Source organism: Glutamicibacter protophormiae (genome assembly GCF_014647495.1).
GTDB lineage: Bacteria > Actinomycetota > Actinomycetes > Actinomycetales > Micrococcaceae > Glutamicibacter > Glutamicibacter protophormiae.
This window is the reverse complement of sequence record NZ_BMPH01000008.1, coordinates 1-15,124: the sequence shown is the minus strand read 5'-3', so window position 1 is coordinate 15,124 and position 15,124 is coordinate 1. Positions and strand designations below refer to the sequence as shown.

14 protein-coding genes are annotated in these 15,124 nt (G+C 62.6%); 4 read left to right on the top strand and 10 right to left on the bottom strand.

Annotated features, from left to right (window positions below; genetic code table 11):
• The 4 genes from prpB (at nucleotide 1) to IEY43_RS10395 (ending at nucleotide 3,106) form a co-directional block, all read left to right on the top strand.
• Nucleotides 1–930: a methylisocitrate lyase gene (prpB, locus tag IEY43_RS10410; RefSeq protein WP_053797750.1), complete on the top strand. Its 930-nt coding sequence runs from the start codon at nucleotides 1–3 to the stop codon at nucleotides 928–930.
• A 113-nt stretch (nucleotides 931–1,043) separates the two neighbouring features.
• Complete coding sequence (locus IEY43_RS10405) at nucleotides 1,044–2,186, top strand: bifunctional 2-methylcitrate synthase/citrate synthase (protein WP_188948538.1); 1,143 nt, start codon at nucleotides 1,044–1,046, stop codon at nucleotides 2,184–2,186.
• 168 nt (nucleotides 2,187–2,354) lie between these two features.
• The gene (locus IEY43_RS10400; RefSeq protein ID WP_188948537.1) at nucleotides 2,355–2,852 is read left to right on the top strand and encodes a DUF2975 domain-containing protein; all 498 of its coding nucleotides are present in this window, start codon (nucleotides 2,355–2,357) and stop codon (nucleotides 2,850–2,852) included.
• Nucleotides 2,852–3,106 (top strand): helix-turn-helix domain-containing protein, encoded by a 255-nt coding sequence (locus tag IEY43_RS10395; RefSeq protein WP_188948536.1) that lies wholly within the window; start codon nucleotides 2,852–2,854, stop codon nucleotides 3,104–3,106. The genes IEY43_RS10400 and IEY43_RS10395 overlap by 1 nt, the downstream gene beginning before the upstream one ends.
• Here the strand turns inward: IEY43_RS10395 and IEY43_RS10390 are convergent.
• The 10 genes from IEY43_RS10390 to IEY43_RS18550 all read right to left on the bottom strand — a co-directional run bounded on the left by IEY43_RS10390 (nucleotide 3,093) and on the right by IEY43_RS18550 (nucleotide 14,591).
• A complete protein-coding gene (locus IEY43_RS10390; protein WP_229777356.1) occupies nucleotides 3,093–3,590 on the bottom strand; it encodes an 8-oxo-dGTP diphosphatase in 498 nt (165 codons plus the stop codon). The genes IEY43_RS10395 and IEY43_RS10390 overlap by 14 nt on opposite strands.
• A 26-nt stretch (nucleotides 3,591–3,616) precedes the next feature.
• On the bottom strand, nucleotides 3,617–4,603 hold the full coding sequence (gene xerD, locus IEY43_RS10385) for a site-specific tyrosine recombinase XerD (RefSeq protein WP_188948535.1): 987 nt from the start codon (nucleotides 4,601–4,603) through the stop codon (nucleotides 3,617–3,619).
• Complete coding sequence (locus tag IEY43_RS10380; protein ID WP_188948534.1) at nucleotides 4,557–5,219, bottom strand: NUDIX domain-containing protein; 663 nt, start codon at nucleotides 5,217–5,219, stop codon at nucleotides 4,557–4,559. The genes xerD and IEY43_RS10380 overlap by 47 nt, the downstream gene beginning before the upstream one ends.
• Before the next feature lie 156 nt (nucleotides 5,220–5,375).
• On the bottom strand, nucleotides 5,376–7,058 hold the full coding sequence (pyrG, locus tag IEY43_RS10375; protein ID WP_188948533.1) for a CTP synthase: 1,683 nt from the start codon (nucleotides 7,056–7,058) through the stop codon (nucleotides 5,376–5,378).
• A gap of 107 nt (nucleotides 7,059–7,165) precedes the next feature.
• Nucleotides 7,166–8,920 carry a DNA repair protein RecN gene (recN, locus tag IEY43_RS10370; protein WP_188948532.1) on the bottom strand — a complete coding sequence of 585 codons (1,755 nt, stop codon included), beginning with the start codon at nucleotides 8,918–8,920 and terminating at the stop codon, nucleotides 7,166–7,168.
• 125 nt (nucleotides 8,921–9,045) lie between these two features.
• Nucleotides 9,046–10,074, bottom strand: coding sequence for an NAD kinase (locus IEY43_RS10365; RefSeq protein WP_188948531.1), 1,029 nt, complete (start codon nucleotides 10,072–10,074; stop codon nucleotides 9,046–9,048).
• Nucleotides 10,075–10,164: 90 nt separating this feature from the next.
• Nucleotides 10,165–10,956, bottom strand: a complete 792-nt coding sequence (locus tag IEY43_RS10360) for a TlyA family RNA methyltransferase (protein ID WP_188948530.1) — start codon at nucleotides 10,954–10,956, stop codon at nucleotides 10,165–10,167.
• Nucleotides 10,953–11,156 (bottom strand): hypothetical protein, encoded by a 204-nt coding sequence (locus IEY43_RS10355; RefSeq protein WP_188948529.1) that lies wholly within the window; start codon nucleotides 11,154–11,156, stop codon nucleotides 10,953–10,955. Before IEY43_RS10355 ends, IEY43_RS10360 begins: the two co-directional genes overlap by 4 nt.
• Entirely contained in the window at nucleotides 11,153–12,169 is a 1,017-nt protein-coding gene (locus IEY43_RS10350; RefSeq protein WP_188948528.1) for an HAD-IIA family hydrolase, read from the bottom strand. The genes IEY43_RS10355 and IEY43_RS10350 overlap by 4 nt, the downstream gene beginning before the upstream one ends.
• Before the next feature lie 46 nt (nucleotides 12,170–12,215).
• Complete coding sequence (locus IEY43_RS18550) at nucleotides 12,216–14,591, bottom strand: hypothetical protein (RefSeq protein WP_508614598.1); 2,376 nt, start codon at nucleotides 14,589–14,591, stop codon at nucleotides 12,216–12,218.
• Nucleotides 14,592–15,124: the final 533 nt, after the last annotated feature.

Below are 15,124 nucleotides of genomic sequence, written 5' to 3'. Positions count from 1 at the left end.
ATGTTGTATTCAACCAAGACCCCAGCCGCAAAGCGCGTCGCGCTGCGCGAAATGCTGACCCCGGGAGCTGCCCGCCAGTTCCCAGGCGCCTTCAACCCGCTCTCGGCCAAGCTGATCAGCGAGAAGAACTTCGACGGCGTCTACATCTCCGGCGCGGTGCTGGCCAATGACCTGGGCCTCCCGGACATCGGCCTGACCTCGCTGACCGAGGTTGCCACCCGCGCCGGGCAGATCGCCCGCATGACCGACCTCCCATCGATCGTGGATGCCGACACCGGCTTCGGCGAGCCGATGAACGTGGCGCGCACCATCCAGGAGCTGGAATACGCCGGCCTGGCCGGCTGCCACATCGAGGACCAGTTCAACCCGAAGCGCTGCGGGCACCTGGATGGCAAGAACGTGGTGGATACCGAAACCATGCTCAAGCGCATCGCAGCCGCCGCTGACGCACGCATCGATGAGAACTTCCTGATCATGGCCCGCACGGACATCCGTGCGGTCGAGGGCCTGGCTTCGGCCGTGGACCGCGCCAAGGCCATGGTGGATGCCGGTGCGGACGCGATCTTCCCCGAGGCCATGAAGAACGTGGCCGAGTTCGAAGCAATCTGCAACGCGGTGGACGTGCCGGTGCTGGCCAACATGACCGAGTTCGGCAAGTCCGAACTGTTCAACCGCCAGGAACTGGCCGATGCAGGCGTCGCCTTGATCATCTACCCGGTGACCCTGCTGCGCAGCGCCATGGGCGCGGCTGAGCGGGTGCTGGACGCGATCAGCGAAGACGGCACGCAGCAGCGTGAAGTGGATAACATGTTAACCAGGTCACGACTGTACGAACTGGTGGACTACGAAGCATACAACCGGTTCGACACCGGAATCTTCAACTTCCAGGTCCCAACCCTGGACATTGATTCCAACAGCGCGAATCTCTAAACAGGAGCCACACCACACTGTGGCAGCGTCCGGTGGCGCGGGCCGTCGATAACTTCGACGGCCCGCGCTACCGGCCTAAAAGTCTTGAAAGACAATTCAGGAGGAGTACGACCATGAGCACGAGCACCGAAGACATCAAGAAGGGCCTGGCTGGAGTCGTCGTCGACTACACCGCCGTATCCAAGGTCAACCCGGAGACCAATTCCCTGCTCTACCGCGGTTACCCGGTACAGGATCTGGCGGCGTCCAAGTCCTTCGAAGAGGTTGCCCTGCTGCTGTGGAATGGCGAACTGCCTTCCCAGAGCGAACTGATCGAATTCACCGCATTCGAGCGTGCCAACCGCACCTTGGATCCAGCGGTCAAGGCAGCCATCGACCTGCTGCCGGCCGACTGCCACCCGATGGATGTGGGCCGCACCGCGGTCTCCGTGATCGGAGCCAACCACTCGCAGTCGGAGAACTCCTCCGTCGAGGCCGAGCTGCTGAAGTCCAAGGAACTGTTCGCAGCCTTCCCGGCTGTCGTGGCCTACGACCAGCGCCGCCGCCGCGGCCTGGACGTCGTCCCGCCGCGCGACGACCTGGATTACGCCGCCAACTTCCTGTGGATGACTTTCGGCGAAGAAGCCGCACCAGAGGTTGTCGACGCCTTCCGCGTGTCGATGGTGCTCTACGCAGAGCACTCGTTCAACGCGTCGACCTTCACCGCCCGCGTCATCACCTCGACCCTGTCGGACCTGCATTCGGCCGTCACCGGTGCCATCGGCGCCCTGAAGGGCCCGCTGCACGGCGGCGCCAACGAGGCTGTCATGCACACCTTCACCGAGATCGGCATCGACAAGGACGAGTCCCGCGAGGATGCGGCCAAGCGCGCCAAGGCCTGGATGGAAGAGGCCCTGGCCGCCAAGAAGAAGGTCATGGGCTTCGGCCACCGCGTCTACAAGCACGGTGATTCCCGCGTCCCGACCATGAAGGCCGCACTGGACCGTATGATCGAGCACTACGGCCGCCACGAAATGCTGGGCCTGTACGACGGCCTGGAAGCAGCCATGGACGAAGCCAAGTCGATCAAGCCGAACCTGGATTACCCGGCCGGCCCGACCTACCACCTGATGGGCTTCGACACCGAGATGTTCACCCCGATCTTCATCGCGGCACGCATCACCGGCTGGACGGCACACATCATGGAGCAGCGCGCCTCGAACGCCCTGATCCGCCCGCTGTCGGCCTACAACGGCCCGGAGCAGCGCGCACTGTAAGCAGCCGCGCTGAGCCGCCGGCCCGGACATCATGTCCGGGCCGGCGGTTTTTTGCGTCCGAGGCAAGTACCGCGGGAGGAACGGACCCAATCAGAATTGTCGAATCACCTGCCAAGAGTTATCGTTTAACGATAGATACCATCTGCTAAACGATAAGTGAGGTCAACCGTGAGCCGAATCAGCATTATGGCGCTCAGGGTGATTTTGTCCGTGGTCCTTGCCGGGACGCTCTTCGTCCAAGTGGGCATGGTTCCGATGATTGCGGTGAATGAGGTGGCACGCCCCGGGGCGCCTGAAGTGCCTGCGGTCGCGCTGCTTGCCTATCTGGTCCTCGCGGGGATCGTCATTGAGATCTGCGCGGTCTGCGTCTGGAAACTGGCCACCCGCGCGGCCCGAAGCACGGTTTTCGACCCGGCGTCGTTCAAATACGTCTCGCCGATTATCGTGTCCGTCGCCGCGGGCTCGCTGGCTACCTTCGCCCTAGCCGCCCTGCTGGCGCCCGGCGAGGATATCGCCCCCGGGATGGTCCTGCTCATCGGCGGCTTCGGAATCCTGCTGGCCGGAATTTCCGTGATCGTCTACGTCCTGCGCCAACTGCTCATCCAGGCCACGCGGACCGAGGCGCAGGCCGCCGCGCTGCGCACCGAACTCGGCGGTGTCATCTGATGGGGATCAGGGTAGACATCGACGTCATGCTTGCCCGGCGGAAGATGGCGGTCGGAGAGCTGGCCGAACGCATCGGAATCACTCCGGCCAATCTCGCGGTGCTGAAGAACGGGCGGGCCAAGGCAGTCCGCTTCACCACGTTGCAGTCGCTGTGCGAAGTCCTGGACTGCCAGCCCGGGGACCTGCTGGTCTACGAGCCCGAGAACCCCCAGGCCGAGGCCGGGCAGGACGCCACGCCGGCTACCAGGAGCTGATCCGCACCGTCGTAACGCCGAGGTTGTCCTGAGCCATGATGACAGTTGCAGTGAACATTTCCCCGCCGATGATGCGCGGAAGCCAGTGCTCCGCGTCCTGCCACATTTGCTCGACCGGCAGGTCGGCCACCGGATACCAGTGCGGCTCCAGTTCCCCGCTGGCCGCCGGTTCGCCGTCGTAGCTGGTGGCCAGGAACACCTGGCAATCCATGTCCGAAGCGGGCCGCGCCGGAAAACGAAACAGTATCGTGGCCCTGTGGTCCGCGCATTCCGCAGCCACCCGCAGCGAGGTCTCTTCTTCCAGCTCACGGACCGCTGCTGACGCCGCCTGCTCCCCCGGCTCGATCTTGCCCCCGGGCGCCACCATGTTGCCGGCGCCGAAGCCGGTCAGCTTGCGGCCAAGCAGCACCTGCCGGGTTTCCCCCTGCCCGCGCAGGACCAGCATCAGCGCCACCGGCTGGGGCTGGGTCTTGTCCACACTCATGATGGTTCTTCTCCTTGCGCGTTCGACTAATTCACGCGCGGGTGCGCCAACTGGTAGGCCTCGCGCAGTGAATCGACGCTGACCTTCGTGTAGATCTGGGTTGTGGTCACCGATGCGTGGCCCAGCAGCTCCTGCACCACGCGCACGTCCGCACCGCCTTCCAGCAGGTGGGTAGCGAATGAGTGGCGCAGGGTATGCGGCGAGACTTCCGTGGCGATGCCCGCCCGCTGCGCGGCCTTGGACAGGATCATCCAGACCGACTGCCGGGAAAGCCGGCCGCCGCGCTGGTTCAGGAACAATGCAGGGGTACCTTTGCCCTTGGCCGCCAATCCGGGGCGGGAGCGGACCAGGTAGTCGCTGACTGCGCGCTGCGCATAGGCGCCCACCGGGACTACACGCTCCTTGGACCCCTTGCCGAACAGCCTGACCACCGCGTCATCGGCGAAATGCAGGTCGTCCACGTCCAGCGCGACAACTTCCGAAATGCGCGCTCCGGTGGAGTACAGGAATTCAAGGATTGCCCGGTCTCGCAGCCCCGCCGGGGTGTCCAGCGAAATTGATTCAAGTATTCTCGTGACCTCGGCAATGGAGATGGCCTTGGGCAGCGACTGCCCCACGGCGGGAGGCTGAACGTCGCGCGCCGGATTGGGTTCGCAGATGCCTTCCAGTTCCCAGTACTTGTGCAGTTGCCGCACCGCAACCGTATGCCGCGCGACCGACCGGGCGCCGAGCGCCTGGTGTGCCTCATCGCCACGTGCCAGCTGCTGCAGGTAGCCATTGACGTGTGCCTCGGTAATGGCTGCAGGTGTTCCCACGCCGGCTGCTTCCAGCGTTTCCAAATAGCGGGTCAGGTCCCGTCGATACGAGGACAGCGTATTCTCGGCCAATCCGCGTTCAATGGCCAGGTGCTGCAGATAGCGGCGCAAGCCGGGGGCAAACGAGGAACCCAGTGCGGGTTCGGCTGTCCTACTGATGGCGAAGCCCCGGATGCACGGTGAAGGGCTCGTCTGCATGGCGCAGCGTGGCATAGCCCGCAGCGCGGGCCGCATTGGCTGCCAACAGCCCGATGACCGCCGTGGGGTTGTGGATCTTGCCGGCCAGCACCTGGGCGACGGCTTCATCCAGCGGCACCCATTCGGTGATCAGTTCGGCTTCCTCTTCGGTGCGGGTGTGGCGCCGGTCCTCGGGGACCAGCGCGACTCCGCGGGCCAGGTAGATGCGCACGGCTTCCGAGGATGAGCCCGGACTCAGGAACACGTCAGTCAGGATCGACCAGTGCTGCGCGGTGCGGTCTGCTTCTTCCCACAGCTCGCGCTTGGCCGCTTCCAACGGTGGTTCTCCCGCGACATCCAACAGTCCTGCCGGCAGCTCCCACAAACGCATCCCCACTGGATGCCGGTACTGGTTGATCATGAGCACGCGTTCATCGTCGTCGATCACCAGCACGGTGACCGCCCCGGGATGGGCGATGTAGTCGCGTTCGATGATGACGCCTTCGTCGGACAGCTCCACGGAATCATGCAGCACATTCCAGATGCGGCCCTCATAGACGGTTTCTCGGGCGACCAGCGTGCGTTCGGAAAATTCGTCGGAGATCTGCTGGCTCTGCACGCTGTGGTCCTTGCTCATGGAACTTGGTTCTCCTGTACCGGGCGGCGGGCCCGAAAAATCGGTTGGCTCTATCTCCAGCTTAAACGCAGACGCACCGGTCAGGAATGACCGGCGCGTCTGGGTTCAGCGATGACGTTCCCTGCGGGGTGCCGTCAACGGCTGGGTTCTAGCTGATTAGGCGTCTCGCTGAGCGATTGCCGCTTCCACCAGACCCGCAAAGAGCGGGTGCGGACGGGTTGGGCGGCTGGAGAGCTCAGGGTGGGCCTGGGTGGAAACGTAGTAAGGATGTACGTCCTTCGGCAGTTCCACGTACTCGACCAAGCTGTTGTCCGGCGAGGTGCCGGAGAAGACCAGACCGGCTTCCTCCAGCTGTGCGCGGTAGGCGTTGTTGACCTCGTAACGGTGGCGGTGGCGCTCTGCAACCTCGGTCTTGCCGTAGGTCTCCGCAACAACGGAGCCTTCCAGCAGCTTCGCGTCGTACAGGCCGAGGCGCATGGTGCCACCCAGGTCGCCCTTGCCCTCAACGATGTCCAGCTGCTCTTCCATGGTTGCGATAACCGGGGTGGAGGATTCTGGATCGAACTCGGTCGAGGAGGCATCCGGCAGGCCAGCCATGTTACGAGCGTACTCGATCACCATGGACTGCAGGCCCAGGCACAGGCCCAGGGTCGGCAGCTTGTTTTCGCGGGCGAACTTCAGTGCGCCGAGCTTGCCTTCAAGGCCGCGGATACCGAAGCCACCTGGGACGCAGATTGCTTCCGCGCCGGCCAGGGCCTTCTTGGCACCGGCTTCGGTGGCGCACTCATCCGAGGGGACCCACCGGATATTGACCTTGGCCTGGTTGGCGAAGCCACCGGCCTTCAATGCCTCGGTGACGGACAGGTAGGCGTCCGGCAGGTCGATGTACTTGCCGACCAACGCAATGGTCAGTTCGGTCTTCGGGTTGTGCACCACATCCAACAGGCGGTCCCAGTCTTCCCAGTCCACGTCGCGGAACTTCAGGTCAAGGGTCTGCACAATGTAGGCGTCAAGGCCCTGGGAATGGATAACCTTCGGGATGTCGTAGATGCTCGGGGCATCGGCGCAGTTGATGACTGCTTCGGTGTCCACGTCGCAGGTGCGGCCGAGCTTGGCACGCATCTCGTCCGGGATCTCGCGATCCGAGCGGATGACCAAGGAATCAGGCTGAATGCCGATCGAGCGCAGGGCCGCGACCGAGTGCTGGGTAGGCTTGGTCTTCAGTTCCTGGCTTGGGCCGATGTACGGAACCAGGGAGACATGGACGAAGAAAGCGTTCTTGCGGCCGATGTCCTGACGCACCTGACGTGCCGCCTCCAGGAATGGCTGGGACTCGATATCGCCGACGGTGCCGCCGATTTCGGTGATGATGACATCGGGAGCCGACTTGCCTTCACCGGGCTCGGTGGCGGCCAAGCGCATGCGGCGCTTGATCTCGTCCGTGATATGAGGGATGACCTGTACGGTGTCGCCAAGGTACTCGCCGCGGCGTTCGCGCTCAAGGACTGTGGAGTAAACCTGACCGGTAGTCACGTTGGCGCTGCCCGGGAGGTTCTCATCCAGGAAACGCTCGTAGTGTCCGATATCCAGATCAGTTTCGGCGCCGTCATCGGTTACGAAGACTTCGCCGTGCTGGAAGGGGTTCATAGTACCTGGATCGACGTTCAGGTACGGATCGAGCTTCTGCATGGTCACAGAAAGACCACGAGCTCGAAGAAGATGTCCAAGGCTGGATGCCGTCAATCCCTTACCCAGGGAAGAGGCCACACCGCCGGTGACGAAGATATGCTTTGTCGTTTCAGACGACCGAGAATCACGAGTTTTATTACGCTGCACCACGGGATTTCATCCTATCACCATTCTTTTACCAAGCATCCACACTCACTGTAGTGCACGGGTTCGCGAAGCCCTAGTTTGCTTCGAGGTTTACCCTTCCACCCTGAAAATCAGGGCTTCTTCGATTCGCTGGCGGTGAGCGAACACACTAATTTTTGCGCATCCGCCAGCAATTCCTCGGCATGGGCCTGGGCCGTATCGGATTCCTCCTGGCCGGCAAGCATGCGCGCCAGCTCACGGATGCGGGCCGGTTCATCCAGCGCCACCACGTCGCTTGCAGTGAACCCCGCCCCGGCGTTGGATTTCGCATCCGAGTTCTTGATAACGCGGATGTGCCGGTCAGCGTAGGCGGCTACCTGCGGCAGGTGGGTCACGACAATGACCTGGACATGCCGGGCCAGCATGGCCAAGCGTTCGCCGATGCTGACTGCGGCCTTTCCGCCGACTCCCTGGTCAACCTCGTCGAAGACGAACGTCGGCACAGGATCCACCGCAGCCAGTACCACTTCGATGGCCAGCATGACGCGGGAGAGCTCGCCGCCACTGGCACCTTTGCCCAGCGGACGCGGTGAGGCGCCGGCGTGCGGCGCGAGCAGCATGGAGATCGAGTCCTGGCCGAAGGCTCCCGGTTCATCCAGCTCGTTGACCTCGATGACGAGCTTGGCGTCAGGCATGGCCAGCGCGGTCAGCTCCGCCGAGACACGGGTTGACAGCTTCTTGGCGGCTTTGCGGCGGGCATCGGATAGATCGGAGGCAAGCGCTGCGACCTTCTGCTCCAGGGCGACGACTTCTTCCTGCAAGACCTCGATGCGTGAGTCATCCCCGCCCAGGGATTCAAGGCGCTTGCGCGCAGTCTCCGCCCAGGAGATGACCTCGTCGATGCTCGGCGCGTACTTGCGCAATAACTTGCCCAAGTCTGCGCGACGTGCCTCAACTTGAGCCAGCAGCTCGGGCCCTTCTTCGTCCAGATCAGCAACATAGCCGGACAGGTCGCTTGAAAGTTCCGAGGCCAGAATTCCAAGTTCGGCGGCGCGTTCGGCAAATCCGGAAAGTACCGGGTCGTCCCCGCTGGCTTGGGCCAGAACCCCTCTGGCCGTTTCCACGAGTGTGGTAATGCCCGGGTTCTCAAAGTCTTCGGAGTCGATGACAGCTTGGGCCTGCAGGCTGGCATTGCGCAGCGACTCGATGTTGCCAAGCTTCATGGACTGTTCGCGCAGCGAGTCGTCCTCTCCGGGTTGCGGATCCAGCGAGTCGATCTCATCCAGCGCCAAGCGAAGGTTCTCGGCTTCCCGCACACGGTTACGCGAATCCTGCGTCAGCGAGGCCAGCTCCTTGGTGGCTGCACGCCATTGGCGATAGCTGCGCTGGTAGCTGCCGAGGATGCGGGCCACGCCGCTGCCTGCAAACCGGTCGAGCGCGTCGCGCTGGGCGCCAGGCTCCTTCAAACGGATTTGGTCGGACTGGCCGTGCACGGCGACAAGTTCCTGCCCCAGTTCAGCCAGCAAGCCGACGGGTGCGCTGCGGCCGCCGACGGTAGCCCGCGAGCGGCCCTGCGCGGACAGCGACCGCGTAAGCAGCAGCTCGCTGCACTGTCCAGCCGGTTCGATGAATGCGCCGGCCTGGGCGGCTGCATCGAGTACATGATGGTCCGGATCCAGGTGGATCACGGCCTCCGCCAAGGCGTGGTCGGCCCCGGTGCGGACGGCGCCGGCATCTGCGCGGCGTCCCAGCAGCAGCGAGAGCGCGGTGATCACCATGGTCTTGCCGGCACCGGTTTCGCCGGTGACAACAGTCAGCCCGGGGCCGAGCGGCAGGGTGGCATTGGTGATGACGCCCAGGTTGGAGATCGAGATTTCCTGAATCATGGCCTGCTCCCGAAAGTCGAGTTCAAGTTCAAACGTGCACGATTAGTATATGTGTTCTAAACGCACTTTCGTAGCTAGATTCGAAGATGTGGGAAACTCGAGGCGGATTCTGCTGCGCGGAACGCCTACGGGCGCGGCTCCTCGCCCCCGCCTACCATGGGGATTCCCGGCTCGTCCTTGTGGTGCGGTTCCACGCTCTGAAGTCCCGGGCCGATCACCGGCAATGCGGTGGTTGCAGCCCGGCGCAGATCGTCCTTGGCTGGACCGCGCCAGCCGGTAATCGGCAATTCGAACTTGTTGACCAGGCGCTCGGAGAACGGTGTGGTATTCAATCTGGCCAGACGCACCGGCGTGTCGCTGCGTGTGACTTCGATTCTGGCACCCGGCGGCAGGTCAATGGTGCGGCGGCCGTCGCACCATAGGACTGCTCCTGCATCCGTGCGGGTCAGCATTTCCACTGCCATCACCGAATCGGGCGATACGACCAGGGGCTTGGCGAAGAGTGCATGGGCGGATATCGGAACCATGATCAGCGCAGCTACGTCAGGCCAGACCACGGGACCGCCAGCGGAGAAGGAGTAGGCCGTCGAACCAGTAGGCGTGGCCATGACTACGCCATCGCAGCCGAACGTGGAGATCGGGCGGCCGTCCACCTCGATGACCACCTCGACCATACGTTCGCGATTGGCTTTTTCCACCGCGGCCTCGTTCAGCGCCCAGGTTTCAGCAAGGCAGATATTGTCCTGCCAGACCTTGACCTCGATGGCCATGCGCTCCTCGACGGTGTAGGACTTCTCAACCAGCGCCTTGACGGTTGCCGCCAATTCGGTGCGCTCGGCTTCCGCCAGGAATCCTACGTGGCCCAGGTTTACGCCGACCAGCGGCAAAGGCGCGGCGCGGACCAATTCCGCGGCGCGCAGCACCGACCCGTCGCCGCCGAGCACCACGCCCAGCTCGATGTCTTCTACGGCGCAGTCGTCATGGAGGATTTCAACTCCTGGAACAGGTTCTCCGACGGCGCGAATCACCGCTTCCTGGTCCTTGGCGCGCATCACCGGTACGGTGCCGGCTTCGGCAAGCAATGCGCAGGTTTCCAGTGCTGCAGTGATCGCTTCTTTTCGGCCGGTGTGGGCGAAGACTAGGATCTTGCGCAAGGCGGCGTGCCCCTCTCAACAGTGATGAGTGATTGGCTCTGCGTAGGCAGCTGCAATCCGGAGGTAGTCCGAAAACGCTGCATTTCTTATCTAAGAATAGTCAACGGCATGGATCATTGCGGATTTCTCGGCGTCATCCTGCGACTTCGCAGCCGCGCTGAGCCACAGGAAGAACTCCAGATTGCCGTCTTGGCCGGCCAGCGGGCTACGTGCCAAACCCCGCAGGGCCAGACCGGCTTCGGCGGCCTTGGCAACGACGGATTCCACCGCGCCTCGGCGCAGCTGGGGGCTGGAGACTACGCCGGTGCGGTTCAGGTGTTCGCGCCCGACCTCAAACTGGGGTTTGACCATCAGTACCAGTGAGCCGCCGGGACGCGTCACGCCGGCCAGTGCTTCCAGCACAAGTCGTAGCGAAATAAAGGACAAGTCTGCTACCACCAAGTCGACATCTCCACCGATATCTTCCGGTGTCAGGTATCTGACGTTCAGCCCCTCATGAACTGAAACGCGGGGGTCAAAGCGGATTTCGTCGACGAGCTGGTCGTGTCCGACATCTGCGGCGACCACATGACCGGCTCCACGTCGCAGCAAGACGTCTGTAAATCCTCCGGTGGAAGCCCCTGCATCCAGACAACGCAAACCTTCAGGAGAAATAGTGGTAAATACATCCAGTGCGCCAGCAAGCTTGTGCCCGGCCCGGGAGACATATTGCTCCCCTTCAATCTCGGTAAGTGCCACAGTAGCTGTGGCGGAGACCTTCTTGGATGCCTTGGAGACTTCCTGCCCGTCCACAAGCACCCGGCCTGCCTCGATGAGCTTGGCTGCTTCGGTACGCGAACGTGCCAAGCCGCGCACCACTAATTCCTGATCCAGACGGCTCATGCACCAAACTCCGAACGGTTCAGCTCCTGCTGCAACCCGCCGAGCAGCTGCTCGTAGATGCCGGCATGCTCGGTGATGTCGTGGTCTGCCAAGGACGAGAGCGCGGCTTCCAGAGCCTGGTCATCGAACTGGGGAGCTCCGCCATGCGGCGTACCGGGAATCCCGGGGCGTGGCACAGGGGTGGAGGAAAAATCGTTCACTGCTTTTCACCGTTCTTGCGGCGCAGCATTTGAAGGCCACGCGAGGTGAACTCGATCTCCGGGGATTCGTGGGTGCTCTGGCGCGGATGGGCAAGCCACCAAGCATGGCAGGCCGCGCGCCAGGCGTTGAGATCCGATTCGTTGCCGTCCACAGCGATCTTGCCGTTGGCGATACGGGCTACTGCGTCCCCCACCTGCACGCCGTAGCCGAGCACCTTGATGGTCGGGTAAGGACGGTAGATGTCGGCCAGTGTGGCAATCAGGTAGTTCGGACGCTGCTCCACAGGCGCGCCAAGAGCGGTGGCGGGTGTGTCGACACCCGTGAGCACCATGGCGGTGGAGAACCCAGCATGGAAGCCGCCGAGGATATCGGTGTCCAAGCGATCCCCGAGCACGAGCGGACGCTTGGAATCCAGGCGGTCCGCAGCACGGGAGAAGAGGTAGGACTCGGGTTTGCCAGCCACCCGAGGAGTCACCCCGGTGGCCAGCTTCACCGCATGGACCAGCGATCCGTTGCCCGGGGCGATACCCTCGGCGCGCGGGATTGTCAGGTCAGTATTCGTGGCGACCCATTTGGCGCCGTTCTGGATTGCATAGGACGCCTCGGCCAGGTCATTCCAGGAGACTTCGGGATCGAATCCCTGGATGACCGCTACCGGTTCATCCTTATGGGACTCGACCACTTCCAGGCCCCGCACCGCGATGCATTCTCGCAGGTACGGGGACCCAACCACCAACACCTTGCTGCCTGGATTCAACTCGCGGGCCAGCATCTCGGCCCCGGCGTCTGCCGAGCCGAAGACCTGTTCCGCGCTGGTCTTCACGCCCAGCTGGCGCAGGTGCGCCGCGACCGACATGGGCGAACGTCCAGCGTTGTTCGTGATAAACGCGTGTGCCACGTTCACCTCGGCCAGGGCGTTCAGCGATTCCACTGCATCGGGAATGGCATTCGGACCGGCATACACGACGCCATCCAGGTCGGAGAGGACAGAATCAAATCCGGAGATCAGCATGGGGAGGTGGTTCCTACTTCATCAAATGACTGGTACTACTGCGAGTCTACTTTGCGGCTTCCTCGTCGGAGTTCTCCGAGACCTCACTGAAGATGTGATCAGCGTCAACCTCGACCAGTCCGTCTTCCTCGTCGACGCCGTTCTGTTCGGCGGAGGTGTCGGTTTCCTTTTCCGCGCCGGCCTCATCCTGTGCAAGTTCATCGGACGGGGCTTCCAGTTCAGCAGCTTCGTCGGACTCGGCTGCTGCCTCGGATTCGGCGGCACCCTCGGAATCCACCAGATCGCGGGCGCGAGGTGCCTCTTCTTCTTCCTCGTCCATCTCTGGAGCCAGGTCGATGATGAAGGACTCGGTCTCTTCCTCGATGCCGAGGGCGCGTTCTGCCACTGAAACCTGCTTTTCCCAGCGGGCTGCTTCCTCGGTGCGGCCTGCGGCTGCAAGCAGCTCGGCGTAGACCGCGAACAAGCGCGGGCTAAAGGAGAAGGCGCGGTTGAAGTTCAGCTGTTCCAGGGACTCCAGCGCCGCCAGCGCCTCGTCCAGCTTGCCCAGGTCGGAGAAGCAGCCCGCAAGGACAATCTGCATCTCGACCTTGACCGATGGCTCCAGGTTTGCGGACTCATCGGACTGGGCCAGCTCGATGGCCTTCTCCACACGGCCCAGGCCGCGTAGCGAATCAGCAATCAGCGGGAGGTTGTAGTCCGAACCGGAAATACGGCGGTGGGTACGCAGCTCTCGCAGCGAATCAGCGTACTTGCCGGCGTGGTAAGCGGCGATGCCCACGGCCTCGCGCACCACTGCCACGCGTCCACCACGGCGCGATGCAGCCAGGGTGTGCTCGTAGGCCAGCTCTGGATCTTCTTCCAGCAGACGGCCTGCCATCACCAGGTGCTTCGCAACCCAGCTGGCAGAGCGCTCTTCCAGGTAACGCAGCTGGGCGCGGGCAACGCGGTCCAGCTCCTTGCCGGTGACGTCTTCATCGATCTCCGGGGACTGCGAACGGTCTGCACGATTGGAAATGCGCAGATCGCCAGGGTTGTGCGCCTTAGGCTCCTGTGCGTGGGGATCTTCGAACTTCTTCTCGCCACGAGGCTTGAAGTCGCGGTCGTTGCGCTTGAAGTCGCCGCCACGGTTGTCATCGCGACGCTTGAAATCACCACCGCGGTTGTCACCGCGGAAACCACCACGATCATCGTTGCGCTTGAAGTCGCCGCCACGGTTGTCATCGCGACGCTTGAAGTCACCACCGCGGTTGTCGTCGTTGCGCTTGAAGCCGCCACCGCGGTTGTCATCGCGGCGCTCACCGCGGAAACCACCACGATCATCGTTGCGCTTGAAGTCGCCGCCACGGTTGTCATCGCGACGCTTGAAATCACCACCGCGGTTGTCATCGCGGCGCTCACCGCGGAAACCACCACGATCATCGTTGCGCTTGAAGTCGCCGCCACGGTTGTCATCGCGACGCTTGAAATCACCACCGCGGTTCTCGCCGCGGAAACCGCCACGGTTGTCGTCATTGCGCTTGAAATCGCTGCCGCGGTTGTCATCGTTACGGCGGAAGCCACCGCGATCATCGTTGCGGTCATCACGGCGCTTGAAGTCGCCACCGCGGTTATCGCCGCGGAAACCACCGCGGTTGTCGTCGTTGCGCTTGAAGCCACCGCCACGGTTGTCATCGTTGCGGCGGAAGCCACCGCGATCTTCATTACGATCGCCGCGGAAACCGCCACGGTTGTCGTCATTGCGCTTGAAGCCGCCGCCACGGTTATCATCGCGACGCTCACCACGGAAACCACCACGATCATCGTTCCGCTTGAAATCACCGCCACGGTTGTCGTCGCGACGCTTGAAGTCACCACCGCGGTTGTCGTCGTTGCGCTTGAAGCCACCGCCACGGTTGTCGTCGTTGCGCTTGAAGCCTCCACCACGGTTATCATCGCGGCGCTCACCACGGAAACCACCACGATCATCGTTCCGCTTGAAGTCACCACCGCGGTTGTCATCGTTACGGCGGAAGCCACCGCGATCATCGTTGCGGTCATCGCGACGCTTGAAATCGCCACCACGGTTATCACTGCGGAAACCACCGCGGTTATCGTCGTTGCGCTTGAAGCCACCGCCACGGTTGTCATCGCGGCGCTCACCGCGGAAACCACCACGATCATCGTTGCGCTTGAAGTCGCCACCGCGGTTATCGTCGTTGCGCTTAAAGCCGCCGCCACGGTTGTCATCGCGGCGCTCACCGCGGAAACCACCACGATCATCGTTGCGCTTGAAACCACTGTTGTTGTCGTCGCGACGCTTGAAGTCGCCACCACGGTTATCATCGCCGCGCTTGAATCCATCGCTGGAATTGTTGCGGTTTGAATCTGAGTTCCGGAAGCCACCCTGTCCATTGTTGGAACTACGGCGGAAATCGTTAGACATTTAATGTCTCCTTCAGCGGATATCTCAATACCGCAACCTTCGTGTTCGCGTCAGCGAAGCACTTCACTATTTACAAATCACCATGCATCAAATGCATGAACGTCTTGTTCAATCCTACGGGAGTAAGCGCTTCTACCATAGGGATTAGACTCCAATGTGTGCAGACACTCATATGACGAGAAGTAGCTTCTAATCCAGTACGGACACTTCCTAGGGTCTTGTGCAGCTGGCGAGCTCATCGCTTGCCAGTCTTGGAATGTCCTTTCCCCTTTTAAGCAGGAAAAAGGGGGAGCCACCACACCCCCGCACCCTCACGCCCGGCCACGATGCCGGCCAGCAGGCAATCCTGCCGAGAAAACACGCCGCCGCCACCAGGCAGCCTTTTTAAACAGGAAAAAAGGGGAAGCCACCACTCCCCCTGCAGCAACCCCGGTTAAACAGCGAAAGCCCCGACACACAGTGTCGGAGCCTCCACCACTTCAAGTTAAGTCCGGCGGTGACCTACTCTCCCACACCCTCACGAGTGCAGTACC